Genomic DNA, 24528 nt, shown 5'->3' with positions numbered 1-24528 from the left:
TCGGTCGAATGAGGTTCTAGGCGAGTCGCACTGAGGTGAGCCTGAATCCCGATTGCAGGCGATGTTCAGGAAAGTATGGTTTTTCCTGAATGTCTATTTCTCAAGCGATTCAATGACATCACGCATAAAGGCCGCGATATCGAAGCGCGATCCGCTTGGGTCCTCTCCCCTCCTCACGATCACTGCGTTCATGCTAGGTACGATTATTATGAATTGCCCGCGATTGCCCATGGCGGCATAAGTGTCGCCCGGGATGCCCTCGGATTTGTTAAAGAGCCAGAACCCCGCGCCATAGCCGAATGGGCCGTCGGGCTGCGGACCGGAAGGCGTCGCGACATAGTCAGCCCATCCTTCTGGCAGGACGCGCGTACCATCGGGCAGGACGCCATCATCGAGGTAGAGCTGGCCGAGCTTCAGCAAGTCGGGCGCAGTTGACCAGACCTGGCTGGAGAGGACGTAATTGCCCTGCCAGTCGGTCTCGGCAACAGTGTGGTTCATTCCTACGCTCTTCAGGAATTCGCTAGGCGGGTAGTCCTCGAAGGTAGCCTCGATCGCCTGCACGGCTGCAAGCGTATCGTTGTTCGCGTATCGGTAGACCGCGCCCGGTGCGTTCACGAGCGGCCAGTCGATCGCGACCTCGTCGACCGTGGCACCGCCGAAATAGAGCGGATCGGTGCGATTGCCGGGCGTATCCGAATAGCGGCCCGAGGCCATGCGCAGCGCGTGGTCGATGGTGATGGCGCTTCGCGGATCTTCCGCGCTCTCGCCCAGCCCTGCGGGCTTCGAGACGTCGGCTTGCCCGCGATGCACGGCAGCGCCGACCAGCGTGGCAGCGAGACTCTTCGCCACCGACCAGGTCCGCTGCGGCGTCATCGGAGAGTATTCGCCGGTGTAGCGCGAAAGGCGGTTGGCGCCTTCCTGGCTGACGATGACGGCCGTTGTCCGCGTCTTGTCGCCATAACCCGCACCAAAGGCCCGATCTACGACCGCCGCAAGCTCCCTGTTTTGCGGTATGCGGTCGTGCCACACGTAGATATTGTCCGAGAAGGCGACATGCTCGCGCTGTGGCGGCCGAGTGGTGCCGATGGGCGCAATGGCGCAGCCGCCTTCCTGCCGGTGCCACGCCATGCGCGGCGGCATGTCGTCGGCCCACTCCACCGACACATGCGAGATAGCGCCCTCCCCATTGGCGAAGCGGTAGACCGTGTGATCGAGAGTCGGGACGATCTCCGCCAGCGGCGCCTGGATGCCTGACAACTCCCAATCGAGCACGCTCTGTTCGGTGCGCTTGGTGCCAGCGCGCTCCGTGTTTGCCAGCGCGCTGCACAGGAACATGGCCTTGTAGCCTGCCGCGAGAGCACGGTCGTACCGGGCGTCGATCTCCTCCTGAGTAGTCGATTGCGCGGCAAGCGGGGTGGCGGCGAGGAGCGCGGCAGCGGCAAGGACTGTTCTGATCATTCCTGCCTTGTGACACGTCTTCAATTGCACGCAAAACAAAAGGGCCGGAGGATTGCTCCCCCGGCCCTTCGTAGTTTTTAAGGCAGTCGCGCTTACGCGTCTTCCATTTCCTCGTCGCCCATGACCGGACCGCTGTCCTGGCCCTTGGCGTCGACGTCGCGGTCGACCAGCTCGATCACTGCCATCTGTGCGGCGTCGCTGCCACGATAGCCGGCCTTGATCACGCGGCTGTAACCGCCTTCACGATCGGCATAACGCTCAGCCAGGACGTCGAACAGCTTCTTCAGCTGCGTTTCGTCCTGCAGGCGAGCCATCGCAAGGCGACGGTTCGAAAGGCCGCCACGCTTTGCCAGCGTGATCAGCTTTTCGATGTAGGGGCGCATTTCCTTCGCCTTGGGCAGCGTGGTCATGATCTGCTCGTGCTTGATCAGCGCAGCAGCCATGTTGCGCAGCATTGCATGACGGTGACCCGTCTTGCGCTGGAGCTTGCGGCCGGAAATCTTGTGACGCATTTTCTAGTCCTTCGTTCGTAGGGGGCCCGTATGAGGTAGCCCGAAACAGGCCGGAAGACGGGGTCCGGCCTATGCCCCTTGAGATAGGTTAGCCGAGCAGCTCTTGTTCGAGCTTCTTGGCCATTTCCTCGATGTTTTCCGGCGGCCAGCCAGGGATGTCCATGCCAAGGCGCAGACCCATCGAGCTCAGGACTTCCTTGATCTCGTTGAGCGACTTGCGGCCGAAGTTCGGCGTACGGAGCATCTCGGCCTCGGTCTTCTGGACCAGGTCGCCGATGTAGATGATGTTGTCGTTCTTGAGGCAGTTCGCCGAACGGACCGACAGTTCCAGCTCGTCGACCTTCTTGAGGAGGTAGCGGTTGAGCTGGTTGGTGTCGCTTTCCTGCGGCTCTGCAGCCTGGCCGATCATCGCCGAAGTCGGCTGCGGGATGCCATCTTCGAAGTGGACGAACAGCGTCAGCTGGTCCTGGAGGATACGCGCAGCGTACGCCACGGCGTCTTCCGGAGTGACGGTTCCGTCGGTTTCGATGTTCAGCGACAGCTTGTCGTAGTCCAGTTCCTGGCCCACGCGAGCGTTGTCGACCTTGTAGCTGACCTGACGAACCGGCGAATACAGGCTGTCGACCGGGATGAGGCCGATCGGCGCATCGGCCGGACGATTCATCACGGCAGGACGATAGCCCTTGCCCGTGTCTGCGGTCAGTTCCATGTTCAGCGTCGCACCTTCGTCGAGGTGGCAGATCACGAGATCCTTGTTCATGATCTCGATATCGCCCGAAACGGCGATGTCGCCAGCCTTCACTTCGCCCGGGCCGGTAGCCGAGAGCTGAAGACGCTTGGTGCCTTCACCTTCCATCTTGAGCGCGATCTGCTTCACGTTCAGGACGATGTCGGTGACGTCCTCGCGCACGCCTGCGAGCGAGGAGAATTCATGCAGCACATTCTCGATCTTGATCGAGGTGATGGCCGCGCCCTGGAGCGAGGACAGCAGCACGCGACGCAGAGCGTTGCCGAGCGTGAGGCCGAAGCCACGCTCGAGCGGTTCGGCAACGAAGGTCGCCTTACGCTTCTTGTCGCCACCGTCCTTGATGTCGAGGGTGTTGGGTTTCTTGAGTTCCTGCCAGTTCTTGATGTTGACGGACATGGATTTCCCCTGGTGTGGATGCGGGCAGGACCGGAGCTCTCAGTGAGCGTCCGGTCCGTGAAGATTGTCGGCGGCCCGTTGCCGGACCGCCAGGCAGGTACGGATCAGACGCGACGACGCTTGGACGGCCGCACACCATTGTGCGGGATCGGCGTTACGTCGCGGATCGAGGTGATCGTGAAGCCGACAGCTGCGAGACCGCGAAGGGCGCTCTCACGACCCGAACCCGGGCCCTTAACTTCGACTTCGAGGGTGCGCACACCATGCTCGGCAGCTTTCTTGCCGGCATCGTCTGCAGCGACCTGGGCAGCATAGGGAGTCGACTTGCGGCTACCCTTGAAGCCCATCATCCCGGCGCTGGACCAGCTGATAGCATTGCCCTGTGCGTCGGTGATGGTGATCATCGTGTTGTTGAAGCTGGCGTTGATGTGCGCAACGCCGCTGGAAATGTTCTTTTTGTCGCGGCGCCTAACGCGGCCGGGTTCGCGTGCCATGATGTTACTTCCTTACATATTCTCAAGAAGGGAAAAGCGCTGGGAGGTCCCAGGCTTACTTCTTCTTGCCGGCGATCGGCTTGGCCTTGCCCTTGCGGGTACGGGCGTTGGTGTGAGTGCGCTGGCCGCGAACGGGCAGGCCGGCACGGTGACGAAGACCGCGGTAGGAACGCAGGTCCATCAGGCGCTTGATGTTCATCGCGGTGTCGCGACGAAGATCGCCTTCGACCATGTGCTCTTCGTCGATCGTTTCGCGAACGCGCAGGATTTCCTCGTCGGAAAGGTCCTGGACGCGGCGAGCGTGATCGATGCCGAGCTTGTCGGCGATCTCAACAGCCTTGGTACGGCCGATTCCGTGAATATAGGTGAGCGCGATGATAACGCGCTTGTTGGTGGGGATGTTTACCCCGGCAATACGAGCCACTTAATTCTCCATGCTCCACAGGGTCCTTTAAAGCGGGACCCTATCTCAACGCCTTGTTTTCATTGACACAGCCGGTCGCTCTTCACGCAAAAAGCCCGGATGGCGTGCTTACAGCTGCCGCCTGCCGGACTCACCGAAAGTGTCGAATGAAAGGCGCGCTTAGGCGGATTCGGCCGTCAGGTCAACAGCCCGCGCACGCAAACGACGAGGCCACCCATATGGGTAACCCTGCGCGTGATACAAGCTCGTCATAGCGCGCGGTCGCGCACGCGTCAAAAATCAGTCCGCCAGCGCGTCGATTTGATCCCCGACGCTCGCCTCTTCTTCCGGCGCCTCGGCTTCATCGCTCTCACCAGCGGGAGCATCGGAAGCGTCGCTATTATCGCCACCGCCCAAGGCGCCGAGCCGATCGCGAAGGCCGCGCAGCTGCTGGTTCATTACCCCGTCGACAGCTTCGGAGATCTGGGCGATCTCGAACCCCATCGACCCGCCGACGTTATATTCCCAGTCGATCCGGGTGCCCCCGTCGATTTCCGAAAGAGTGACTGTCAGCACGCCCGTTGCCGGAACAGCCTGGAGCGGACCGAGGCCGCCGCGCAGGCGCAAGGCCCGGTCGGGCACCGCCTGGACGACGACGGCATGCTGCGCGCTGCCATCGAGGGGAATGTCTCCCTCGCCCGGAATCCTCTCGCAGAAGCACCCTCCGGCGGAAGGTACGAGCGTCATGTTGCCGGCATCCGCAGACCAGGTGTGGGCGTCGTTCCACCAGTCTGACGGCTTGATGAGGGCCAGCCACGTCTCGCGTGGAGTGGCGGCAACACTGGCCGACGCCCTGGTTACGAAACCGCTCTCGCTCGTCGCGACGACCTTTGCGCTCGCCGGCACCGCGAGTGTCGCGATACCGATGGCGGCAAGGGTTGCATGAAGACGCAGCATGGTTCTTTCCCGGATCATTCGGGCGAGTTGTATGAGCGCGGCTGTGGTTTGGAAAGGGCGGTTCGCACCGCCCTCCCACTTCCTCAGGTCAGGATCGCGTCGATCGCGTGGGTGACGTCATCGATTGCGCCCATCCCGTCGACCCGGCTGACGATACCGCGCGCTTCGTAGCCCGGCAGGATCGGAGCGGTTTCGCTACGATAGACCTGCATGCGGTGCCGCACGGTTTCTTCGGTATCGTCGGGACGACGCTTGAATTCGGTCGATCCGCACTGATCGCATACACCCTCCACCTTCGGCTGCTTGAAGGTGTCGTGGTAGCCTGCACCGCAATTGGCGCAGGTGTAGCGCCCGGTGATACGTTCGACGAGTGCGTCTTCGTCGACTTCCAGCTCGATCACATGATCGAGGCTGCGGCCGTGCTTGGCCAGGATTTCGTCCAGCTGGTCGGCCTGTGCCGCAGTACGGGGGTAGCCGTCGAAAATGGCACCGATCTCCGGACCCATGTCGGCAAGCTTGGCATCGATCATCGCCGAAACGATGTCATCCGAGACAAGGCTGCCCGAGTCCATGATGTCCGCGACCTTCCGACCAAGCTCTGTATCCGCCTTGCGCGTTTCACGGAGCATGTCGCCGGTGGACAGCTGCATCATGCCATGATGCTCGACCAGGCGCTGTGCCTGCGTGCCCTTGCCTGCGCCAGGAGGGCCGAGAAGAATTATATCCATCGCGTGACGTCCCTTTCGCCTTCGCTCATGCCTTAACGAAGGCGCCCCTTCAACTTGGCCTTTTTGATGAGGTCGCCATACTGGTGTGCCAGCAGGTGCGACTGGATCTGGCTGATCGTATCGACGGTCACGTTCACGACGATGAGCAGGCTGGTTCCGCCGAGGAACAACGGGATGCCGGTCTGGGCGATCATGTATTCGGGCACTACGCAGACGAAGGTCAGGTAGATGGCGCCGATCACGGTGATGCGCGTGAGAACGTAGTCTAGATACTGTTCGGTACGCTTGCCGGGACGGATGCCCGGGATAAAGCCGCCGTTCTTCTTCAGGTTCTCTGCTGTCTCTTCCGGGTTGAAGACAACCGCAGTGTAGAAGAAGCAGAAGAAGATGATGCCGAGGCCGTACAGCGTCATATAGAGCGGCTGGCCATGCTGGAGGTACTGCAGGATCGTCTGCACACCGCCGCCGAAGCTGCTTTCCGTGTCCAGCGAATTGCCGGCGAACTGGGTGATCGTCAGCGGCAGCAGAAGCAGCGAGCTGGCGAAGATCGGCGGGATGACGCCTGCGGTGTTCAGCTTGAGCGGAAGGTGCGAACGGTCTGCCTGCATCCCGCCGCGCTGCGTCGCGCGCTTGGGATACTGGATCAGCAGGCGGCGCTGGGCGCGCTCGAAGAAGCTGATCAGGAGGATGAGGCCCACGACCATCGCGATGAACCCGAGGAGGATCCCCGTACCGATCGAGCCTTCGCTGTAACCCGTCGTCATGTTCGACACGAAAGTCGGGAACTGGGCGACAATACCGGCCATGATGATCAGCGAAACGCCGTTGCCGATACCGCGACTGGTGATCTGTTCGCCAAGCCACAGCAGGAACATGGTCCCGCCGACAAGGCTGATCACCGCGCCGACGCGGAACATGTAGCCCGGGTCAACCACGGCAGCGATACCGTTGGCTGCGCCGAAACTTTCAAGGCCGGCGGCGAGGAACCAGCCCTGCACCGTGCAGAGCAGGACCGTGCCGTAGCGCGTATACTGGTTGAGCTTCTGGCGTCCGACGGTGCCCTCTTTCTTGAGAGCGGCCAGCGTCGGGTGCAGTGCCGAAGCCATCTGAACGACAATCGAAGCCGTGATGTAGGGCATGACGCCGAGCGCGATGAGGCTCATCCGCTCAAGGCTGCCGCCCGTGAACATGTTGAACATGTCGATGATGCCACCCTGGGTGACATCGGCCAGCTGCGTCAGCGCGCGGGCATTGATGCCCGGTAGCGGAACGAAGCTCAGGAAACGGAAAACGATCAGCGCGCCGATCGTGAACCAGATGCGCTGCTTGAGCTCAGTGGCCTTGGAGAAATTGGCGAGACTTATGTTGCTCGCGAAACTGTCGGCGCTTGATGCCATTGGTCGTCTTCGATCCTAGCTTGTCGCCGGCCCGTCCCGGCGCTGACCGGACAGATAGGGAGCGGAAGGCCGATTGTCGAACCCCCGCTCCCTTATTTCCATCGATTACTTTGCCTTTTTGGCCTTGTTGGCCTCGGTGCGAGCAGCCTTCTTCTCGTGCTCGGGCTGCGCCTTGGGCAGCACTTCAACCGAACCACCGGCCTTCTCAACGGCTTCGATCGCGCCCTTGGAGGCACCGGCAACGACGAACTTCGCCTTTGCCTTGATCTCGCCCTTGCCGAGCAGGCGAACGCCGTCCTTGCCGCCGCGTGCGAGGCCTGCAGCCTTCAGCGCTGCGTGGTCGATGTCCTTCTTGGCATCGAGCTTCTTGGCGTCGATGAACTTCTGGACCATGCCCAGGTTCACTTCGGCGTAGTCCTTGCCGAACGGGTTGTTGAACCCGCGCTTCGGCAGGCGCATGTGAAGGGGCATCTGGCCGCCTTCGAAGCCCTTGATGGCAACACCCGAACGGCTCTTCTGACCCTTCTGGCCACGGCCAGCGGTCTTGCCCTTGCCCGAACCGATGCCACGGCCGACACGGATGCGCTCCTTGCGGGCGCCGGGGTTGTCACGGATGTCGTTGAGTTTGATAGTCATGTCTTGCACTCGCTTTCGCTTTTGTTCGCGCTGAAAAATGGAAGCGGCCCGCTATCGCAGCAGGCCGCTCCCGTCAAATTGTTCCGTCGACTGATTAGTCGACGATCTCGACAAGATGCGGAACCTTGGCGACGGCACCACGCACTTCGGGAGTGTCCTGGCGCTCGACGACCTTGTGCATCTTGTTCAGGCCAAGACCGATGAGGATCTTGCGCTGTCCTTCCGGACGGCGGATCGGCGAACCGATCTGCTTGAGCTTGATGGTTTTTGCTTTAGCCATCTTGATTACTCCGCGATAGCGGCGGCGTCGGCTTCAGCCTCTGCCTCCGATGCACCACCGCGACCAAGCAGGTCGGCGACCTTCTTGCCGCGACGCTGGGCAACCGACTTCGGCGAAGTCTGGTCGGTCAGCGCGTCGAACGTGGCACGGATCATGTTGTAGGGGTTCGAAGTGCCGACCGACTTGGTCACCACGTCTGCAACGCCCAGGCTTTCGAAGACGGCACGCATCGGACCACCGGCGATGATACCGGTACCCGGAGGCGCCGTACGCACGGTAACCTTGCCGGCACCGAAGCGACCGTTGCCGTCGTGATGGAGGGTACGACCTTCCTTCAGCGGGACGCGGATCATCTTCTTGCGTGCAGCGGCAGTTGCCTTCTGGATCGCTTCCGGCACTTCGCGGGCCTTGCCCTTGCCGAAGCCGACACGGCCCGAGCCGTCACCCACGACCACGAGAGCAGCGAAACCGAAGCGCTTACCGCCCTTCACCGTCTTGCTCACGCGGTTGATGTGGACGAGCTTCTCGATGATGCCATCGTCTTCTTCTTCGCGACGACCGCCACGGCGGTTATCACGACCACCACGGCCACGGCCGCGATCGTTGCCACCGCGGCCACCGCCACGGTTGCCACGTCCGCGCGGCTGACCTTCGGCACCCTGTGCAGGGTCCTGGTTGGCAGCAGCTTCCGAAGGCGTATCGGCGACTGCCGGCTCTTCGTTGGTCACGGCGGTTTCGGTTTCGGCCGTCACGACCTTTTCTTCGGTCTTTTCTTCGGTCTTGTTTTCATCAGCCATGATCAGAACTCCAGCCCGCCTTCACGGGCGGCGTCGGCCAGCGCTTTCACGCGGCCATGGAACAGGAAACCACCGCGGTCGAACACGACGTTGGTTACGCCGGCCTTCTTTGCAGCAGCGGCGATGTCGGTGCCGACCTTCTTGGCGGCGTCGACATTGGCACCCGAGCCCTTCACGCCCAGCGTCGAGGCAGCGGCAACGGTCTTGCCGGCAGCATCGTCGATGATCTGCGCGTAGATGTGCTTGCCGGTGCGATGGACCGACAGGCGCGGCTTGCCACCAGCGCGGCTGCGAAGCGCAGTGCGCACACGGCGGCGGCGGCGTTCGAAAAGGGAAAGCTTTGCCATCTTACTTCTTCTTCCCTTCCTTGCGGAAGATATACTCGCCGCGGTACTTGATGCCCTTGCCCTTGTAAGGCTCGGGCTTGCGCCACTTGCGGACGTTGGCCGCAAACTGGCCCACGGCCTGCTTGTCACTACCGCTGATTTCGACGGTGGTCTGGTCCGGGGTCTTCACCTCGATACCTTCCGGAACATCGAGGTCGACGTCGTGCGAGAAGCCGAGCTGAAGCTTGAGCTTCTTGCCCTGCGCCTGTGCACGGTAACCGACGCCGTTGATCTCGAGGACCTTGGTGAAACCTTCGGTAACGCCTTCGACCAGGTTCGACACCAGCGTGCGCTGCATACCCCAGTGGTTGCGAGCGGCGCGCGTGTCATTGGCCGGCTTGACCGAGATCTCGCCGTCTTCCAGCTTGTACTCGACCAGATCGGACATGCCCATGGAAAGGGTGCCCTTGGGGCCCTTAACACTCAGCGTGCCGTCTTCGATCTTGGCCTCGACCCCGCTCGGGATCGCGACGGGTTTTTTACCGATGCGGCTCATCAGAATACCTCCGCCAGCACTTCGCCACCGACGTTGTCGGCACGTGCTTCGGCGTCCGAGAGCACGCCCTTCGGCGTCGAGACGATGGTGATGCCAAGGCCGTTGCGGACCACGGGGAGTTCTTTCGAACCCGCATAGACGCGGCGGCCGGGCTTGGAGACGCGGGCGACGTGCTTGATAGCCGGTTCGCCTTCGAAATACTTCAGTTCGATCCGCAGCGCGGGGTGCTTGCCGCTGTCGTCTGCAGAGTAGCCACGGATGTAGCCTTCGCGCTGCAGCACTTCGAGGACGTTTGCACGCAGCTTGCTGGCGGGCGAAAGGACGCTGTCCTTCTTCGCCTGCTGGCCGTTGCGGATGCGGGTGAGCATATCACCCAGGGGATCGGTCATAGCCATCTATCGATTCCTCACCAGCTCGACTTGGTCAGGCCCGGAATCAGGCCCTTGTTGCCGAGGTCGCGCAGTTCGATACGGTTAAGGCCGAACTTGCGGTAATAGCCGCGCGGGCGGCCGGTGGTGGAGCAGCGGTTGCGCACCCGGGTCGGGTTTGCATTACGCGGCAGTTCAGCCATCTTGAGGCGCGCGATCAGTCGCTCGCCTTCATCGAGGCTCTCGTCGTCTGCGATCGCCTTCAGCTTTGCGAACTTATCCGCATACTGCTTGACGAGCTTCTTGCGACGCTCGTTCTTGTTGATCGAACTCAGTTTCGCCATTGGACTTAAGTTCCTTCCTTATCTCTCGATCGGAAGGCGGCTCACGCCGCCTCCTTCTCTTCCGACTTTTCAGCCGGGAACGGGAAACCGAACAGACGCAGCAGTTCGCGCGCTTCTTCGTCGGTCTTCGCCGTGGTGGTTACGATGATATCCATGCCCCGGACCTTTTCGATCTGGTCGTAGCTGATCTCGGGGAAGATGATCTGTTCTTTGAGGCCCATTGCATAATTGCCGCGACCGTCGAACGACTTGGCGTTGAGGCCACGGAAGTCGCGGATGCGGGGCATTGCGATGGTCACAAGGCGATCCAGGAATTCGTACATGCGCTCACGACGAAGGGTGACCTTCGCGCCGATCGGCATGCCTTCACGCAGCTTGAACTGCGCGATCGACTTCTTGGCCTTGGTGATGACCGGCTTCTGGCCGGCAATCAGTGCCATCTCTTCGGCTGCAGTCTGGACCTTCTTCTTGTCCTGGCTGGCTTCGCCCACACCCATGTTGAGGGTGATCTTTTCCAGCTTCGGGACTTCAAGACGGTTCTTGTAGCCAAATTTCTCGGTCATCGCCTTGACGATCTGGTCGTCGTAGCGCTGCTTCATGCGAGGCGTATAATCAGCCATCGATGGTCTCCCCGGATTTGACGGCGACGCGCACCTTCTTGCCGTCCTTTTCTTCGAAACGGACGCGGGTGGGCTTGCCATCCTTGGGATCGGCAACAGCAACCTTCGAGATCGGCATCGGTGCTTCGAAGCGGTCGATGCCACCCTGCGGGTTCTGCTGGGTCGGCTTGCGGTGACGGGCTGCGATGTTCACGCCTTCGACGACGATCTTGCCGTCCTTGGGGTTCACTTTCGAAACCGTGCCGGTCTTGCCCTTGTCCTTGCCGGACAGGACCACGACGGTGTCACCCTTCTTGATCTTTGCGGACGCCATTACAGCACCTCCGGAGCAAGCGAGATGATCTTCATGAAGCCGCGGCCACGCAATTCGCGTACCACCGGCCCGAAGATACGGGTGCCGATCGGTTCTTCGTTCTTGTTGACGAGAACCGCGGCGTTGCTGTCGAAGCGGATCACGCTGCCGTCCGGGCGGCGTACGTCCTTCTTCGTGCGCACGATGACAGCGCGATGGACATCGCCCTTCTTCACCTTCGTGCGCGGCTGGGCTTCCTTGACGGAAACCACGATCACGTCGCCGACGGACGCGGTGCGGCGCTTGGAGCCGCCCAGTACCTTGATGCACTGGACGCGCTTTGCGCCGCTGTTGTCCGCGACGTCGAGATTGGATTGCATCTGGATCATTGATCCGTTTCCTTCTCACTGGCTTGCCGGAACAAGTCCGGCAGTTCCTAACGTCTAACTCAGTTGCCTGCGGCTTCGACTTCGAGGTCAGCCTCGACAGCCTGCGTTCCGCCTGCCGTTACTCGATCCTTGACCAACCAGGTCTTGGTCTTCGAGATCGGCTTGGTCTCTTCGATGCGCACGACGTCGCCGAGCTGGTACTCGTTCTTCTCGTCATGTGCGTGGTACTTCTTCGAGCGACGGATGATCTTCCCGTAGAGGGGGTGTTTCACCTTACGCTCGACCAGTACGGTCACGGTTTTGTCGGTCTTGTCGGAGGTGACGGTCCCGATCAGAATACGCTTGGGCATGGTCTACTCCTTAAGCCTTGGCAGCGGCGCTGGCGCGCTCGGTCTGCAGCGTCTTGATCTTGGCGATCGAGCGGCGGACTTCGCGGATGCGGGCGGGCGCTTCGAGCTGGTTCGTCGCAGCCTGGAAGCGCAGGTTGAACTGCTCACGCTTCAGGTTGGTCAGTTCCTCTGCCAGCTGGTCGTCGCTCTTCTGGCGCAGATCTTCGATCTTGCTCATCATTCGCCTCCCAGGTGCGAGGAGTCACCCAGACGGGCAACAACCTTGGTCTTTACCGGCAGCTTCATGGCTGCGCGGCTGAACGCTTCGGCGGCCAGCGGGCCGGCTACGCCGTCGAGTTCGAACAGAATACGGCCCGGCTTCACGCGAGCGGCCCAGTATTCGACGGAGCCCTTACCCTTACCCTGACGGACTTCGGCAGGCTTCTTCGATACCGGCACATCGGGGAAGACGCGGATCCAGAGACGGCCCTGACGCTTGATGTGACGCGTGATCGCACGACGCGCAGCTTCGATCTGGCGTGCGGTGATACGCTCGGGCTCGAGGGCCTTGAGGCCGTACGAGCCGAAGTTCAGCGTGGTGCCGCCCTTGGCGTTGCCATGGATCTTGCCCTTGAACGCCTTGCGGTACTTGGTTTTCTTCGGTTGCAGCATGGTTCTTTCCTAATCCTGCAATCAGCGAGCCGGACGGACGCCGGACGTCTGCGATTCCATCATGAGACGGTCCTGCGCGGTCGGGTCATGGCCGAGGATCTCACCCTTGAAGACCCACACCTTGATTCCGATGATGCCGTAAGCGGTAAGCGCTTCAGCTTCAGCGTAATCGATGTTGGCGCGCAGCGTGTGCAGCGGCACGCGGCCTTCGCGATACTGTTCGACACGTGCGATTTCTGCACCGCCAAGACGGCCGCCACACATGATCTTGATGCCTTCGGCACCAAGGCGCATGGCCGACTGCATGGCGCGCTTCATCGCGCGGCGGAAAGCGACACGGCGAATCAGCTGATCGGCGATGCCCTGAGCGACGAGCTTCGCGTCGACTTCCGGCTTGCGGATCTCGACGATGTTCAGCTTCACTTCGCTTTCGGTCATCTTCGACAGCTGCGCACGCAGCTTCTCGATGTCCGCGCCCTTCTTGCCGATGATGACACCGGGACGCGCAGCATAGATCGAAACGCGGCACAGCTTGGCCGGACGCTCGATCACAACCTTCGAGATGGCAGCCTGAGCGGCGTTCTCGAGGATGTACTTGCGGATCTCGATGTCTTCGCTCAGCAGCTTCGCATAGTCGCGCCCTTCGGCGTACCAGCGGCTGTCCCAGGTGCGGTTGATCTGCAGGCGCAGACCGATCGGATTGCTCTTATGGCCCATCTTACGCCTCTTCCTGCTCGCGAACTACGATACGCAGGCGGCTGAACGGCTTCAGGATGCGCGTCGACTTGCCGCGACCACGGGTGTGGAAGCGCTTCATCGTGATCGACTTGCCTACCGAAGCCTCAGCAACGACCAGCGAGTCGACGTCGAGGTTGTGGTTGTTTTCCGCGTTGGCGATCGCCGAGGCGAGAACCTTCGTGGCATCCTTGGCCATCGCCTTCTTGGAGAAGGCCAGGATGTTGAGGGCCTCTTCGGCCTTCTTGCCGCGGATGAGCTCGGCAACGAGGTTCAGCTTCTGCGCGGAACCACGGATGGTGGTGCCTACTGCCAGAGCCTCGTTGTCGGCGACGCGACGGGGAGCTTTCTGCTTGCTCATCAGCGCTTACCCTTCTTGTCGGCAGCGTGACCCGGGAACGTGCGCGTGGGCGCGAATTCGCCAAGCTTGTGGCCGACCATTTCTTCCGAAACGGCTACGGGGATGAACTTGTTGCCGTTGTACACGTTGAACGTGAGACCGACGAACTGGGGCAGGATGGTGCTGCGGCGCGACCAGGTCTTGATCGGCTTGGCATTGGTTGCATCCTGAGCCTCTTCGGCCTTCTTCAGAAGGCTGAGTTCGACGAACGGACCTTTCCAGACGGAACGAGCCATGTCGGATTACCTCTTCTTCTTCGCGTGACGCGAACGGATAATGAACTTGTCCGTCTGCTTGTTCTTGCGGGTGCGGGCGCCCTTGGTCGGCTTACCCCACGGAGTGACGGGATGACGGCCACCGCTGGTGCGGCCTTCACCACCACCGTGCGGGTGATCGACCGGGTTCTTGGCGACACCGCGCGTCAGCGGCTTGATGCCCATCCAGCGACGACGACCGGCCTTGCCCAGGTTCTGGTTCTGGTTGTCCGGGTTCGACACGGCGCCAACGGTGCCCATGCAGTCGGCGCGCAGGTAACGCTGCTCGCCGCTGTTGAGACGCACGATGACCATGCCGCGGTCACGACCGACCAGCTGGACATAGGAACCTGCAGCGCGGGCGATCTGGCCGCCCTTGCCCGGCTTCATTTCCACGTTGTGGCAGATCGTACCGACCGGCATCTGGCCGAGCAGCATTGCGTTGCCGGGCTTGGTGTCGGCCTTTTCGGCTGCGATCACCTTGTCGCCGACAGCGAGACGCTGCGGAGCGAGGATGTAGGCCTGCTCACCGTCTTCGTACTTCACGAGTGCGATGAAAGCGGTGCGGTTGGGATCGTATTCGATCCGTTCCACGGTGCCTTCAACGTCGAACTTGCGACGCTTGAAGTCGATGAAGCGGTACTTCTGCTTGTGCCCGCCGCCGATGCCACGCGAGGTGACATGGCCCTTGTTGTTCCGGCCACCGGTCTTGCGCTTGCCTTCCGTGAGCGACTTGACGGGCTTGCCTTTGTACAGGCCCGACTTGTCGACGAGGATGAGGCCGCGGCGTGCGGGGCTCGTCGGTTTGTAGTTCTTGAGTGCCATTGTTTCCTAGCCCCTCAGATACCGCTGGTGACGTCGATGCTATCGCCGTCCTTCAGGGTGACGACAGCCTTCTTCACGTCGTTGCGCTTATAGGGCTTGCCGCGCCAACGCTTGGTCTTGCCCTTGACATTGATCGTGTTGACGCCGGTCACGCTCACATCAAAGATCGCCTCGATGGCTTCCTTGATCTGCGGCTTCGTTGCGTCGTTGGCCACTTTGAAGACGACCGCGTTATGCTCGGAAGCAAGGGTCGACTTTTCGGTGATGTGCGGTGCGAGCACGACGTCGTAGTGACGCGCGTCTACTGCCTGCTTCTTAGCCATTGAAACGGCCCTCCAGCTTTTCGACCGCGTCCTTGGTGAGGACCAGCGTGTCGTGCTTCAGGATGTCGTAAACGTTGGCGCCCATGGCGGGCATTACGTTCACGCCCGGCAGGTTTCCGGCGGCCTTCTTGAAGCCGTCGTTCACGCTTTCGCCGTCGATGACCAGGACCTTGCCGTTCCAGCCATTCTTGTCGAACATGCCCTTCAGCGCCTTGGTCTTGGCGTCCTTGAGCTCGAGGCTGTCGACGACGACGAGGCCGTCCTTCGCCTTGCTCGAGAGAGCCATCTTGAGGCCGAGTGCACGGATCTTCTTGTTGAGCGACTGCTCGAAGTCACGCTTGCGCGCACCGTGAGCCTTACCACCGCCGATGAAGATCGGAGCGCCGCGATCGCCGTGACGTGCGCCGCCCGAACCCTTTTGGCGACCGAACTTCTTACCCGTGCGGGCAACGTCCGAACGCTCACGCGTGGGGCGTGCAGTGCCGCGGCGGTTTTCGAGCTGCCACGTTACTACGCGGTGAAGGATGTCGGCACGCGGCTCGAGACCGAACACATCTGCGTTCAGTTCGATGTCGCCCGACGCCTTACCGTCGATTTTCTGGACCTTGACCTTCACGATCAGGACTCCTTGCTATCGGTGGCATCGCCCTCGGCACCAGCTTCCTGCTGTGCGAGAAGCTTCGCCTGGGTTTCGGCGTCCACCTCGGTGTTCACTTCGTGCTCGGCTGCGCTTTCGACCAGGCCTGCAGCCGCTTCTTCCGAAGCGAATTCGTCCTGATTGCGGCGCATGACGCCCGGGAACGGCAGTTCCTCGGCCGGAGCAACCTTCACGGCATCGCGAACCATCAGCCAGCCATTCTTCGCGCCCGGGACCGAACCCTTGACGAAAAGAAGACCGCGATCGGCGTCGGTGCGCACGATTTCGAGGTTCTGCTGGGTGCGCTGACGGTCGCCCATGTGGCCGGCCATCTTCTTGCCCTTGAACACGCGGCCCGGATCCTGACGGTTACCCGTCGAACCATGCGAGCGGTGCGAGATCGAGACACCGTGGGTGGCGCGCAGACCGCCGAAGCCCCAACGTTTCATGGCGCCGGCAAAGCCCTTACCCTGCGTGTGACCGGTGATGTCGACCTTCTGGCCAGCGATGAAGTGCTCGGCGGAAATACGGGCGCCGACCGGAAGCAGAGCTTCCTCGCTGTCGACGCGGAATTCCGCGACCTTCATCTTCAGCCCAACTTCTGCCTTGGCAAAAGCTTCGCGCTGCGGCTTGTTTACGTTCTTCTGCTTCGCTTCGCCCGAACCGACCTGGACGCCATAATAGCCGTCGCGGTCCTGCGTGCGATGTGCGGTGACCTGGCAATCTTCCAGCGAAAGAACGGTCACGGGTACGTGCCGTCCGTCCTCTTGGAAGAGGCGGGTCATCCCGACTTTCTTTGCGATCACGCCTGTGCGCATCGTCAAACTCCTCAACAGAGGCACCCAGAGGCCCATCCCCAGGGTGCATGCCAGCCCGATGATATGATGCGCGCCCCGTCCGGGCTGATTGCTTCCGAGAAGGAAGCAGACGGGGGACGCAGTCCCGGGCTGTTGCCCGGCGGTATCCCGATGTCTTGCCTGACCCGAAGGTCTGGCGGGGCAATCGAGAGCCCCTTTGAACTTCCGGCTGCTTTAAGGTCCTGCCGGGGACCGGATCAGTGGCTTAGGCCAGCTTGATCTCGACGTTCACGCCAGCTGCGAGGTCGAGCTTCATGAGCGCGTCGACGGTCTGGGCGTTGGGCTGCACGATGTCGAGCAGACGCTTGTAAGTGCGCACCTCGAACTGCTCGCGCGACTTCTTGTCGATGTGCGGGCCGCGGTTCACGGTGAACTTCTCGATGCGCGTCGGCATGGGAATGGGACCACGAATGAGGGCACCCGTACGACGTGCGGTGTCTGCGATTTCACCAGTTGCCTGGTCGAGAACGCGATGGTCGAACGCCTTGAGGCGAATGCGGATATTCTGTGCTTCCATTACCTACACCGATGCGAAAGAGCCAAGCGGGCCGGGGGTGACCCGCAAACAAAAAGAAAGGTCCGCCTCGCATTGGAGCCGGCTTCCCGGAACGAGCGACCTTCCATGAATTCGATAAATCAGAGACGAATCTCTGTCTGTGGGCGCGCATATACGGGTGAGACCCGCATCTGGCAACCCCCGATTTCCGCCAAATCCAACTAGCGGGATCGAGGTGCGATCAACCGTGCCTCATCACCGATCGCGAGCCCCCAGAAAAGCGGAAGGCCCGCCCTTCCCCGAAAGGAAGGACGGGCCTGCCATTAAAGCCGAAGCTTACTTCTTGATCGAGCCAACAACGCCCGAGCCGACCGTACGGCCGCCTTCGCGGATTGCGAAGCGCAGGCCCTGGTCCATGGCGATCGGTGCGATCAGCTTGACGTCGATCGTCACGTTGTCGCCCGGCATCACCATTTCCGTGCCCTCGGGAAGGATCACTTCGCCGGTGACGTCGGTGGTGCGGAAGTAGAACTGCGGACGGTAGTTCGCGAAGAACGGCGTGTGACGGCCGCCTTCGTCCTTCGAAAGGACGTAGACTTCTGCGCTGAACTCGGTGTGCGGCGTAACCGAACCCGGCTTTGCGAGAACCTGGCCACGCTCGACATCTTCACGGCCGACGCCGCGGATCAGGGCACCGATGTTGTCGCCAGCTTCACCGCGATCGAGCAGCTTGCGGAACATTTCGACGCCGGTGACGGTCGTCTTCGAAGTGTCCTTGATGCCGACGATTTCGACTTCGTCGCCAACGTTCACAACGCCGGTTTCGACACGGCCGGTGACAACCGTACCACGACCCGAGATCGAGAACACGTCTTCGATCGGCATCAGGAAGTCCTTGTCGACCGGACGGTCGGGAGTCGGGATGTAGGTGTCGACCGCTTCCATCAGTTCCTTGATGGAGTTTTCGCCGATTTCCGGATCGCGACCTTCGAGAGCGGCCAGAGCCGAACCCTTGATGATCGGAATGTTGTCGCCGTCGAAGTCGTACGAGCTCAGGAGTTCGCGAACTTCGAGTTCGACGAGCTCGAGGATTTCTTCGTCATCGACCTGGTCGACCTTGTTCAGGTAAACGACCAGCTGCGGAACGCCGACCTGACGCGCAAGCAGGATGTGCTCGCGGGTCTGCGGCATCGGGCCGTCGGCTGCGTTCACGACCAGGATAGCGCCGTCCATCTGGGCAGCACCGGTGATCATGTTCTTCACGTAGTCGGCGTGCCCCGGGCAGTCGACGTGCGCGTAGTGACGGTTTTCGGTTTCGTACTCGACGTGTGCGGTCGAGATGGTGATGCCGCGCTCACGCTCTTCGGGAGCCTTGTCGATGTTTGCGAAATCGACGGCCGAACCCTGAACCTTGGTGATAGCCGCGGTCAGCGTGGTCTTGCCGTGGTCGACGTGGCCGATGGTGCCAACGTTGACGTGCGGCTTATTGCGCTCGAATTTTTCCTTCGCCATTTTCCAATAACCTCTGTCTTAAAAATTGGGATTTCTGCGGGAAGAAACGGCGCCCGCGGAATCAGGCGCCGCCCCTAGACGGTGAAGCTGCCTTACGCAAGCTTCTCCTTGACTTCCTGTGCCACGTTCGCCGGAACTTCGTCATAGTGGCTGAACTGCATCGAGTACTGAGCGCGGCCCTGGGTAAAGGAACGTAGCTCGTTCACGTAGCCGAACATGTTCGCGAGCGGCACGTTGGCTTCGACAGCCTGTGCATTACCGCGCGTGTCGGTGCCTTGGATCTGGCCACGACGCGAGTTGAGGTCGCCGATGACGTCGCCGAGGTAATCCTCGGGGGTCACGACCTCGACCTTCATGATCGGCTCGAGCAGCTTGATACCCGAACGTTCGGCGACTTCGCGCATTGCACCGCGACCGGCGATTTCGAACGCGATCGCGCTCGAGTCGACGTCATGGTATGCACCGTCGTAAAGTTCGACGGTGAAGTCGATGATCGGGAAGCCTACGAGATGGCCGCTTTCGGCCTGCTCGCGGAAGCCCTTTTCGATGGCCGGAATGTATTCCTTCGGAATGTTACCGCCCTTGATGCTGTCTTCGAAGACGAAGCCCTGGCCGCGTTCACCCGGGGTGACCTTGACCTTGACCCGGCCGAACTGACCCGAACCACCCGACTGCTTCTTGTGGGTGTAGTCCACGTCAACCGGCTTGCCGAGGTATTCGCGATAAGCGACCTGCGGTGCGCCGACGTTTGCTTCGACCTTGAATTCGCGCTTCATGCGATCGACGAGGATGTCGAGGTGAAGCTCGCCCATGCCCTTGATGATCGTCTGACCGGATTCGTGGTCGGTGGTGACGCGGAAGCTCGGATCTTCGGCAGCCAGGCGGTTGAGCGCAACGCCCATCTTTTCCTGGTCGGCCTTGGTCTTCGGTTCGACGGACAGCTCGATAACGGGCTCCGGGAATTCCATACGCTCGAGAATGATCGGCTTGGAAGCATCACACAGCGTATCGCCGGTGGTGGTTTCCTTCAGGCCGGCAATTGCGACGATATCGCCGGCAAATGCCTCATCGATGTCTTCCCGGTTGTTGGAATGCATCAGCAGCATACGGCCGATCTTTTCCTTCTTGTCCTTCACCGAGTTCAGGACGCTGCCCTTCGACAGCTGGCCCGAATAGATGCGGGTGAAGGTCAGCGAGCCGACGAACGGGTCGTTCATGATCTTGAACGCCAGCGCCGAGAACGGAGCATCGTCCGACGACGGACGGGTTGCTTCTTCGTCGCTGTCGGGCAGGACGCCCTTGATGGCCGGAACGTCGAGCGGCGACGGCATATAGTCGACAACCGCGTCGAGCAGGGGCTGGACGCCCTTGTTCTTGAACGCCGAACCGCACAGCACGGGCACGAAGTCGCGTGCCATGGTGCCCTTGCGGATCAGCTTCTTGAGCGTTGCGGCATCGGGCTCGTTACCTTCGAGGTACTGCTCCATGACATCGTCGTCCTGTTCGACGGCGGTCTCGACCAGCTTCTCGCGGTATTCGGCAGCCTTGTCGGCGAGCTCGGCAGGGATATCGACGTAGTTGAACGTCGCGCCCAGACCGTCGTTTTCCCAGACGATGCCGCGCATGTTGACGAGGTCGACCACGCCGGCGAGGTCGCTTTCCGCGCCGATCGGGAGATAAAGCACCAGCGGCGTCGCGCCGAGGCGGTCGATGATCGACTGCACGCAGTAGTAGAAGTCGGCACCGGTGCGGTCCAACTTATTCACGAAGCACATCCGGGGGACGCCGTACTTGTCGGCCTGGCGCCAGACGGTTTCGGACTGCGGTTCTACGCCGGCGACGCCGTCGAAAACTGCAACAGCGCCGTCGAGTACGCGGAGCGAGCGTTCGACTTCGATGGTGAAGTCGACGTGTCCGGGCGTGTCGATGATGTTGATGCGGTGCTTGGGACCCTTACCGTCTTCGGCCGACCAGAAGGTGGTCGTTGCAGCCGAGGTGATGGTGATGCCGCGTTCCTGCTCCTGCTCCATCCAGTCCATGGTAGCGGCGCCGTCGTGAACTTCGCCGATCTTGTAGGACTTGCCGGTGTAGTAAAGGATACGCTCGGTCGTGGTGGTCTTGCCGGCATCGATGTGGGCCATGATGCCGATGTTGCGGTACCGCTCCAGCGGATATTCGCGAGCCATGTGCTTTTCCTTAAGACTGGGGGAGGAGACGAATTCTCCAGCCCCATATGGGTATCATTGTGACCGCTTGAAGACCGCGGGGAAGGAAACCCCCTCCCCCGGCCCCACAAGCGGAACGGCTTACCAGCGGTAGTGCGAGAAAGCGCGGTTCGCGTCCGCCATGCGGTGCGTGTCTTCGCGCTTCTTCACGGCGTTGCCGCGGTTGTTCGACGCATCCATCAGCTCACCCGACAGACGTGCTGCCATGGTGGTTTCCGGACGGCCGCGAGCAGCCGAGATCAGCCAGCGGATCGCGAGTGCCTGGGCACGCTCGGGGCGAACCTCGACCGGCACCTGGTAGGTCGCACCACCGACACGGCGGCTGCGAACTTCGACCTGCGGCTTGATGTTGTCGAGCGCGGCGTGGAAAACCTCGACCGGGTTGGCCTTTGCCTTTTCCTCGACCACGTCGAGCGCGGTGTAGACGATACCTTCTGCAACGGCCTTCTTGCCGTCATACATCAGGTTGTTCATGAATTTCGAAAGGACCTGATCGTTGAATTTCGGATCAGGCAGGATTTCCCGCTTCTCGGGACGACGACGACGACTCATTGATTATCTCCTAAGTCCCGTGAATTACTTCGGACGCTTCGCGCCATACTTCGAGCGCGACTGCTTGCGATCCTTGACGCCCTGCGTATCGAGCACGCCGCGAAGGACGTGGTAACGAACGCCGGGAAGGTCGCGAACACGGCCGCCGCGGATGAGCACAACGGAGTGCTCCTGCAGGTTGTGGCCTTCGCCCGGGATGTAGGAGATGACTTCGCGCTGGTTGGTCAGGCGGACCTTGGCAACTTTACGCAGAGCCGAGTTCGGCTTCTTCGGGGTGGTCGTGTAGACACGGGTGCAAACGCCGCGCTTCTGCGGGTTCTGCTCCATTGCAGGGACCTTGGACTTGGCCTTCTGCGGAACGCGGCCCTTGCGGACCAGCTGGTTAATAGTCGGCATGAGTTCTCTCTTCACCGTTTCGATGGCGGCGACTAGCAGGTTTCAGGATGGTTCGTCGGGTTCGTGCCAAGCGCCGCACCGATGCCGCAAAGGGCACCTGGGCGGTCTGTTCGCACGAGCCTGAAACGCTCCACCCATCGGCCCACACGGCCACCGGGTTACTTTGACGGCTGCCCCGAGCGAAACTGGTTCGCTGCAATAGAAAAGAGCCTCGTCGCATCAGCGACAGGCCCCCGGGTCATGACCGGCAATGTTCAGCTCTATCTGGCCAGCGTTGGTTTCGCACAGGGCGATTCCCTCACCGGATGGCCGCGCACATAGTGTGAGAGGGGGTGTGGGTCAAGCCGTGCCGCCCTCTTCAGCGCTCAACTGACGCAGGTGCTCGGCAACTGCAAGGTCGAGGTCCTGGTAGACGTAAGGCCCCACATGGTAAGACCGCTCTATACGCTCGGTAATCTGCGGCGGCGTCGGTTGTGCCGGATGGCGGACCGCGCCGCCTTCGTCTTCCCAGGATTTGACCGGATCGACGGGTATGGCCGGCGCAAGCGACTTGAGCGGTTCGGTATCACCTGCATAGCTGCCGTAGATGATCGTTTCCGGCCGGTTGACCGCTTCATCCGGCTTTTCCGCGCGCAACGTGTCTCGCAATCCGCGAATGCGGGCGGCGTATTCGGCAACCTTGACGAAATGACTGTCCTTGGCCGCCGTATCGCCGGAAGCCGAAGCCTTCATCACCGCAATCTGGTGCTTGTGTAGCAGTTCATTGAGATCCATGGCTCGCCTCCTGCGGCAACCGTAAGGTAATTCGGGCGCATCCTTGTGACGCGCCCGAAAGGTCATGCATCAGCCCTGCTGCTTGCTGGCCTGTTCACCCTGCTTGCCCGCGCCCTGTTCTTCCTGGCGCAGGTTGATTGCCTGCGGCTTTCCGCCGTCGACCTGCTTCGTTTCGTAGCCGAAGCGCTGCCCCTGCTCGGGAGCGGAGGATTCCTTCCTCAGATCGGCCTTGGCGAAATGCAGCACATCGCCGCCCTTTTCGGCAGTGATCGTGCCCTCGCCCTTGCCGCTGTCGTAGTTCTTGATGGTGCCATAATGTGTCATGGGAATAGTCCTTCGATTTCGCGCAGGCGTTCATCAGCGACCGCTTGTGCGCGGGCTAGAAGGCGAAATGGAAAGAAGAGAGGGCAACTGGCCCTCGGGACCGTCGATCGCGACTGGTAGCTAAATCTAAGATGGGGTGTTTTCGCCGGATTACAAGGCGGTGGAGCTGTTTTGCTGGCCGGGCCTGAAACGCTCCACCCATCGGCCCACACAGCCACCGGGTTACTTTGACGGCTGCCTCGAGCGAAACTGTTTCGCTGCAATAGAAGAGAGCCTTATCGCTATCTGCGACAGGCCCCCGGGGTCATGATCGGCAATGTTCAGCTCTATCTGGCCAGCGTTGGTTTCGCGCGGGGCGCCTCCCTCAGCGGATGGGCGCGCACATCGTGTGAGAGGGGGTTTGGGTCAAGGGAGAGAAATATCTCTTGTAACACGAGCTCTGAACACCAAGGTGCAGGAAAACCAGATACTTAAAGGAAGGCAGTAGGTGAGCAACGATACTTTAAGAGTAATAGCTTCTAAGGACGGCTACGAAGCAAATGCGTTGGGCAACGCATTGGGATACGTGAAAGCTATCGCCGAAGCTAAAAAGATTGCTGATCCAGATGTGATTTTGCTGACACACACGAAGCAGCAGCTCGAACACACATCTATTGCGAGTGCCCTTGGGAAAGGGGCTGCAAAGGCGCTGGCCTCAAATCAACGGATTGACCTTCCGTTTGGAGGCACCTTACGCAATGAAACCCTCCGCACGATATCGCCATACATTGCGAACAAAATCATCATTGTGGGCTACGGGGAAGACAAAATCCTAGACTTCGTGGATGGCATAACTGCCCCCGCGGGTATTGTGGTTATCCCCGATCTCCCTGGTAGCGCCGATAAGTGGAAAGAGCGTTGGAATCCAACTGTCCACGGTGAAAAGCGCGGCGAAGCCGCTACCTTGATTGACGACAAGGTTACAGTTAGCGCACTCACCACATTGTCGAAGGTTATCAATCTCTCGACAGGACTTTCTCATCCACGTGACAAAGAGATGGCTAATGAGATTCTTAGAATCCTGCGCACGAAAGGTCACGCAATCGAACACGAGAAATTCAAATCCTGGGCGATCCGTAACGGTTGGAAGCCGGATGGCGCTCAACAGCTCGCTGAAGTCGCTGAAAAAATTGCGAAGCTGAAGAATAATCCCAGCCTTGCAAAAATCCACGACCCACATGGTCGGTACGCCCGGTGGAAAGAAAAATCCTGACCCCTTTATTTCTGAGCCCCCATTTACTATTTTCAGTTGGCTGACTTGTTGCCGTGTTCTCGGCGTGGCCCAACTCGGGCGCAGGCTTGGATACCGGCGACCATCGCGGCGCGCTTCGTGTCGTGGTGCAGGTCGACGCCCACGCATCAATCGACGTTCAGGCTTCGCTTGAAGTTCGCCCGCACGCCCCGGCTGATGGTTGCGAGGTAGCTGGTTCGCCGATGGTGGCCTGTCGATCTGCCCGCGAAGTTAATTGTCGGCCTG

36 protein-coding genes are annotated in these 24528 nt (G+C 60.9%); 1 reads left to right on the top strand and 35 read right to left on the bottom strand.

Features of this window, described 5'->3' with window-relative positions:
* Positions 1-93: 93 nt before the first annotated feature.
* The 35 genes from K3179_RS10750 to K3179_RS10580 all read right to left on the bottom strand — a co-directional run bounded on the left by K3179_RS10750 (position 94) and on the right by K3179_RS10580 (position 23012).
* A complete protein-coding gene (locus K3179_RS10750) occupies positions 94-1458 on the bottom strand; it encodes a serine hydrolase domain-containing protein (protein WP_221564832.1) in 1365 nt (454 codons plus the stop codon).
* Between the two features lie 92 nt (positions 1459-1550).
* Positions 1551-1970, bottom strand: coding sequence for a 50S ribosomal protein L17 (gene rplQ / locus K3179_RS10745; RefSeq protein WP_090478754.1), 420 nt, complete (start codon positions 1968-1970; stop codon positions 1551-1553).
* Between the two features lie 88 nt (positions 1971-2058).
* The gene (locus tag K3179_RS10740; protein WP_221564830.1) at positions 2059-3114 is read right to left on the bottom strand and encodes a DNA-directed RNA polymerase subunit alpha; all 1056 of its coding nucleotides are present in this window, start codon (positions 3112-3114) and stop codon (positions 2059-2061) included.
* A gap of 104 nt (positions 3115-3218) precedes the next feature.
* Positions 3219-3608 (bottom strand): 30S ribosomal protein S11, encoded by a 390-nt coding sequence (rpsK, locus tag K3179_RS10735; protein WP_090478760.1) that lies wholly within the window; start codon positions 3606-3608, stop codon positions 3219-3221.
* A 55-nt stretch (positions 3609-3663) separates the two neighbouring features.
* Positions 3664-4032 (bottom strand): 30S ribosomal protein S13, encoded by a 369-nt coding sequence (gene rpsM, locus K3179_RS10730; protein ID WP_100259017.1) that lies wholly within the window; start codon positions 4030-4032, stop codon positions 3664-3666.
* A gap of 279 nt (positions 4033-4311) precedes the next feature.
* The gene (locus tag K3179_RS10725; protein WP_247712942.1) at positions 4312-4968 is read right to left on the bottom strand and encodes an SRPBCC family protein; all 657 of its coding nucleotides are present in this window, start codon (positions 4966-4968) and stop codon (positions 4312-4314) included.
* An 83-nt stretch (positions 4969-5051) separates the two neighbouring features.
* Positions 5052-5696, bottom strand: coding sequence for an adenylate kinase (locus K3179_RS10720; RefSeq protein ID WP_221564826.1), 645 nt, complete (start codon positions 5694-5696; stop codon positions 5052-5054).
* A 32-nt stretch (positions 5697-5728) separates the two neighbouring features.
* A complete protein-coding gene (secY, locus tag K3179_RS10715; RefSeq protein ID WP_221564824.1) occupies positions 5729-7093 on the bottom strand; it encodes a preprotein translocase subunit SecY in 1365 nt (454 codons plus the stop codon).
* 105 nt (positions 7094-7198) lie between these two features.
* Positions 7199-7729: a 50S ribosomal protein L15 gene (gene rplO / locus K3179_RS10710; protein WP_090478767.1), complete on the bottom strand. Its 531-nt coding sequence runs from the start codon at positions 7727-7729 to the stop codon at positions 7199-7201.
* 94 nt (positions 7730-7823) lie between these two features.
* Positions 7824-8009 carry a 50S ribosomal protein L30 gene (gene rpmD, locus K3179_RS10705; RefSeq protein WP_160595145.1) on the bottom strand — a complete coding sequence of 62 codons (186 nt, stop codon included), beginning with the start codon at positions 8007-8009 and terminating at the stop codon, positions 7824-7826.
* Between the two features lie 5 nt (positions 8010-8014).
* Complete coding sequence (gene rpsE / locus K3179_RS10700; protein WP_224803434.1) at positions 8015-8809, bottom strand: 30S ribosomal protein S5; 795 nt, start codon at positions 8807-8809, stop codon at positions 8015-8017.
* On the bottom strand, positions 8809-9153 hold the full coding sequence (rplR, locus tag K3179_RS10695; protein WP_221564822.1) for a 50S ribosomal protein L18: 345 nt from the start codon (positions 9151-9153) through the stop codon (positions 8809-8811). The genes rpsE and rplR overlap by 1 nt, the downstream gene beginning before the upstream one ends.
* Before the next feature lies 1 nt (position 9154).
* Entirely contained in the window at positions 9155-9688 is a 534-nt protein-coding gene (rplF, locus tag K3179_RS10690; RefSeq protein WP_090478773.1) for a 50S ribosomal protein L6, read from the bottom strand.
* Positions 9688-10083, bottom strand: a complete 396-nt coding sequence (rpsH, locus tag K3179_RS10685; RefSeq protein WP_090478776.1) for a 30S ribosomal protein S8 — start codon at positions 10081-10083, stop codon at positions 9688-9690. The genes rplF and rpsH overlap by 1 nt, the downstream gene beginning before the upstream one ends.
* Positions 10084-10094: 11 nt before the next feature.
* Entirely contained in the window at positions 10095-10400 is a 306-nt protein-coding gene (gene rpsN, locus K3179_RS10680) for a 30S ribosomal protein S14 (protein WP_090478779.1), read from the bottom strand.
* Positions 10401-10441: 41 nt separating this feature from the next.
* The gene (gene rplE / locus K3179_RS10675; RefSeq protein WP_221564820.1) at positions 10442-11020 is read right to left on the bottom strand and encodes a 50S ribosomal protein L5; all 579 of its coding nucleotides are present in this window, start codon (positions 11018-11020) and stop codon (positions 10442-10444) included.
* Positions 11013-11333, bottom strand: a complete 321-nt coding sequence (rplX, locus tag K3179_RS10670) for a 50S ribosomal protein L24 (RefSeq protein WP_090478785.1) — start codon at positions 11331-11333, stop codon at positions 11013-11015. The genes rplE and rplX overlap by 8 nt, the downstream gene beginning before the upstream one ends.
* Entirely contained in the window at positions 11333-11701 is a 369-nt protein-coding gene (gene rplN / locus K3179_RS10665; protein ID WP_006831888.1) for a 50S ribosomal protein L14, read from the bottom strand. Before rplN ends, rplX begins: the two co-directional genes overlap by 1 nt.
* 59 nt (positions 11702-11760) lie before the next feature.
* Positions 11761-12051 (bottom strand): 30S ribosomal protein S17, encoded by a 291-nt coding sequence (rpsQ, locus tag K3179_RS10660; RefSeq protein WP_100259025.1) that lies wholly within the window; start codon positions 12049-12051, stop codon positions 11761-11763.
* A 10-nt stretch (positions 12052-12061) separates the two neighbouring features.
* The gene (gene rpmC, locus K3179_RS10655) at positions 12062-12268 is read right to left on the bottom strand and encodes a 50S ribosomal protein L29 (protein WP_090478791.1); all 207 of its coding nucleotides are present in this window, start codon (positions 12266-12268) and stop codon (positions 12062-12064) included.
* On the bottom strand, positions 12268-12702 hold the full coding sequence (gene rplP / locus K3179_RS10650) for a 50S ribosomal protein L16 (RefSeq protein ID WP_090478793.1): 435 nt from the start codon (positions 12700-12702) through the stop codon (positions 12268-12270). The genes rpmC and rplP overlap by 1 nt, the downstream gene beginning before the upstream one ends.
* 21 nt (positions 12703-12723) lie before the next feature.
* Positions 12724-13419 carry a 30S ribosomal protein S3 gene (rpsC, locus tag K3179_RS10645; RefSeq protein ID WP_160607321.1) on the bottom strand — a complete coding sequence of 232 codons (696 nt, stop codon included), beginning with the start codon at positions 13417-13419 and terminating at the stop codon, positions 12724-12726.
* Position 13420: 1 nt separating this feature from the next.
* Entirely contained in the window at positions 13421-13798 is a 378-nt protein-coding gene (gene rplV / locus K3179_RS10640) for a 50S ribosomal protein L22 (RefSeq protein ID WP_090478798.1), read from the bottom strand.
* Entirely contained in the window at positions 13798-14073 is a 276-nt protein-coding gene (rpsS, locus tag K3179_RS10635; protein ID WP_221564818.1) for a 30S ribosomal protein S19, read from the bottom strand. Before rpsS ends, rplV begins: the two co-directional genes overlap by 1 nt.
* Positions 14074-14079: 6 nt before the next feature.
* A complete protein-coding gene (rplB, locus tag K3179_RS10630) occupies positions 14080-14916 on the bottom strand; it encodes a 50S ribosomal protein L2 (RefSeq protein ID WP_221564816.1) in 837 nt (278 codons plus the stop codon).
* A 14-nt stretch (positions 14917-14930) separates the two neighbouring features.
* A complete protein-coding gene (locus K3179_RS10625; RefSeq protein ID WP_090478807.1) occupies positions 14931-15239 on the bottom strand; it encodes a 50S ribosomal protein L23 in 309 nt (102 codons plus the stop codon).
* Entirely contained in the window at positions 15232-15855 is a 624-nt protein-coding gene (rplD, locus tag K3179_RS10620; RefSeq protein WP_221564813.1) for a 50S ribosomal protein L4, read from the bottom strand. Before rplD ends, K3179_RS10625 begins: the two co-directional genes overlap by 8 nt.
* 2 nt (positions 15856-15857) lie before the next feature.
* Positions 15858-16694, bottom strand: a complete 837-nt coding sequence (rplC, locus tag K3179_RS10615) for a 50S ribosomal protein L3 (protein WP_221564811.1) — start codon at positions 16692-16694, stop codon at positions 15858-15860.
* A gap of 244 nt (positions 16695-16938) precedes the next feature.
* A complete protein-coding gene (rpsJ, locus tag K3179_RS10610) occupies positions 16939-17250 on the bottom strand; it encodes a 30S ribosomal protein S10 (RefSeq protein WP_006831877.1) in 312 nt (103 codons plus the stop codon).
* 315 nt (positions 17251-17565) lie between these two features.
* Positions 17566-18741: an elongation factor Tu gene (gene tuf / locus K3179_RS10605; protein WP_221564810.1), complete on the bottom strand. Its 1176-nt coding sequence runs from the start codon at positions 18739-18741 to the stop codon at positions 17566-17568.
* 92 nt (positions 18742-18833) lie between these two features.
* Entirely contained in the window at positions 18834-20927 is a 2094-nt protein-coding gene (fusA, locus tag K3179_RS10600; protein ID WP_221564808.1) for an elongation factor G, read from the bottom strand.
* A 120-nt stretch (positions 20928-21047) separates the two neighbouring features.
* The gene (rpsG, locus tag K3179_RS10595) at positions 21048-21518 is read right to left on the bottom strand and encodes a 30S ribosomal protein S7 (protein ID WP_090478824.1); all 471 of its coding nucleotides are present in this window, start codon (positions 21516-21518) and stop codon (positions 21048-21050) included.
* Positions 21519-21542: 24 nt separating this feature from the next.
* Positions 21543-21914: a 30S ribosomal protein S12 gene (gene rpsL, locus K3179_RS10590; RefSeq protein ID WP_006831873.1), complete on the bottom strand. Its 372-nt coding sequence runs from the start codon at positions 21912-21914 to the stop codon at positions 21543-21545.
* A gap of 339 nt (positions 21915-22253) precedes the next feature.
* Complete coding sequence (locus K3179_RS10585; RefSeq protein ID WP_221564798.1) at positions 22254-22688, bottom strand: hypothetical protein; 435 nt, start codon at positions 22686-22688, stop codon at positions 22254-22256.
* Between the two features lie 69 nt (positions 22689-22757).
* The gene (locus K3179_RS10580) at positions 22758-23012 is read right to left on the bottom strand and encodes a cold-shock protein (protein ID WP_221564796.1); all 255 of its coding nucleotides are present in this window, start codon (positions 23010-23012) and stop codon (positions 22758-22760) included.
* Between the two features lie 487 nt (positions 23013-23499).
* On the opposite strand from K3179_RS10580, the gene K3179_RS10575 reads away from it, so the two are divergent.
* Positions 23500-24264: a hypothetical protein gene (locus K3179_RS10575; protein ID WP_221564794.1), complete on the top strand. Its 765-nt coding sequence runs from the start codon at positions 23500-23502 to the stop codon at positions 24262-24264.
* Positions 24265-24528 lie beyond the last annotated feature (264 nt).

The organism is Qipengyuania intermedia (genome assembly GCF_019711615.1).
GTDB classification, from domain to species: domain Bacteria; phylum Pseudomonadota; class Alphaproteobacteria; order Sphingomonadales; family Sphingomonadaceae; genus Qipengyuania; species Qipengyuania intermedia.
Note: the sequence above shows the minus strand (reverse complement) of the source record. Positions and strands in the feature narration are given on the sequence as shown.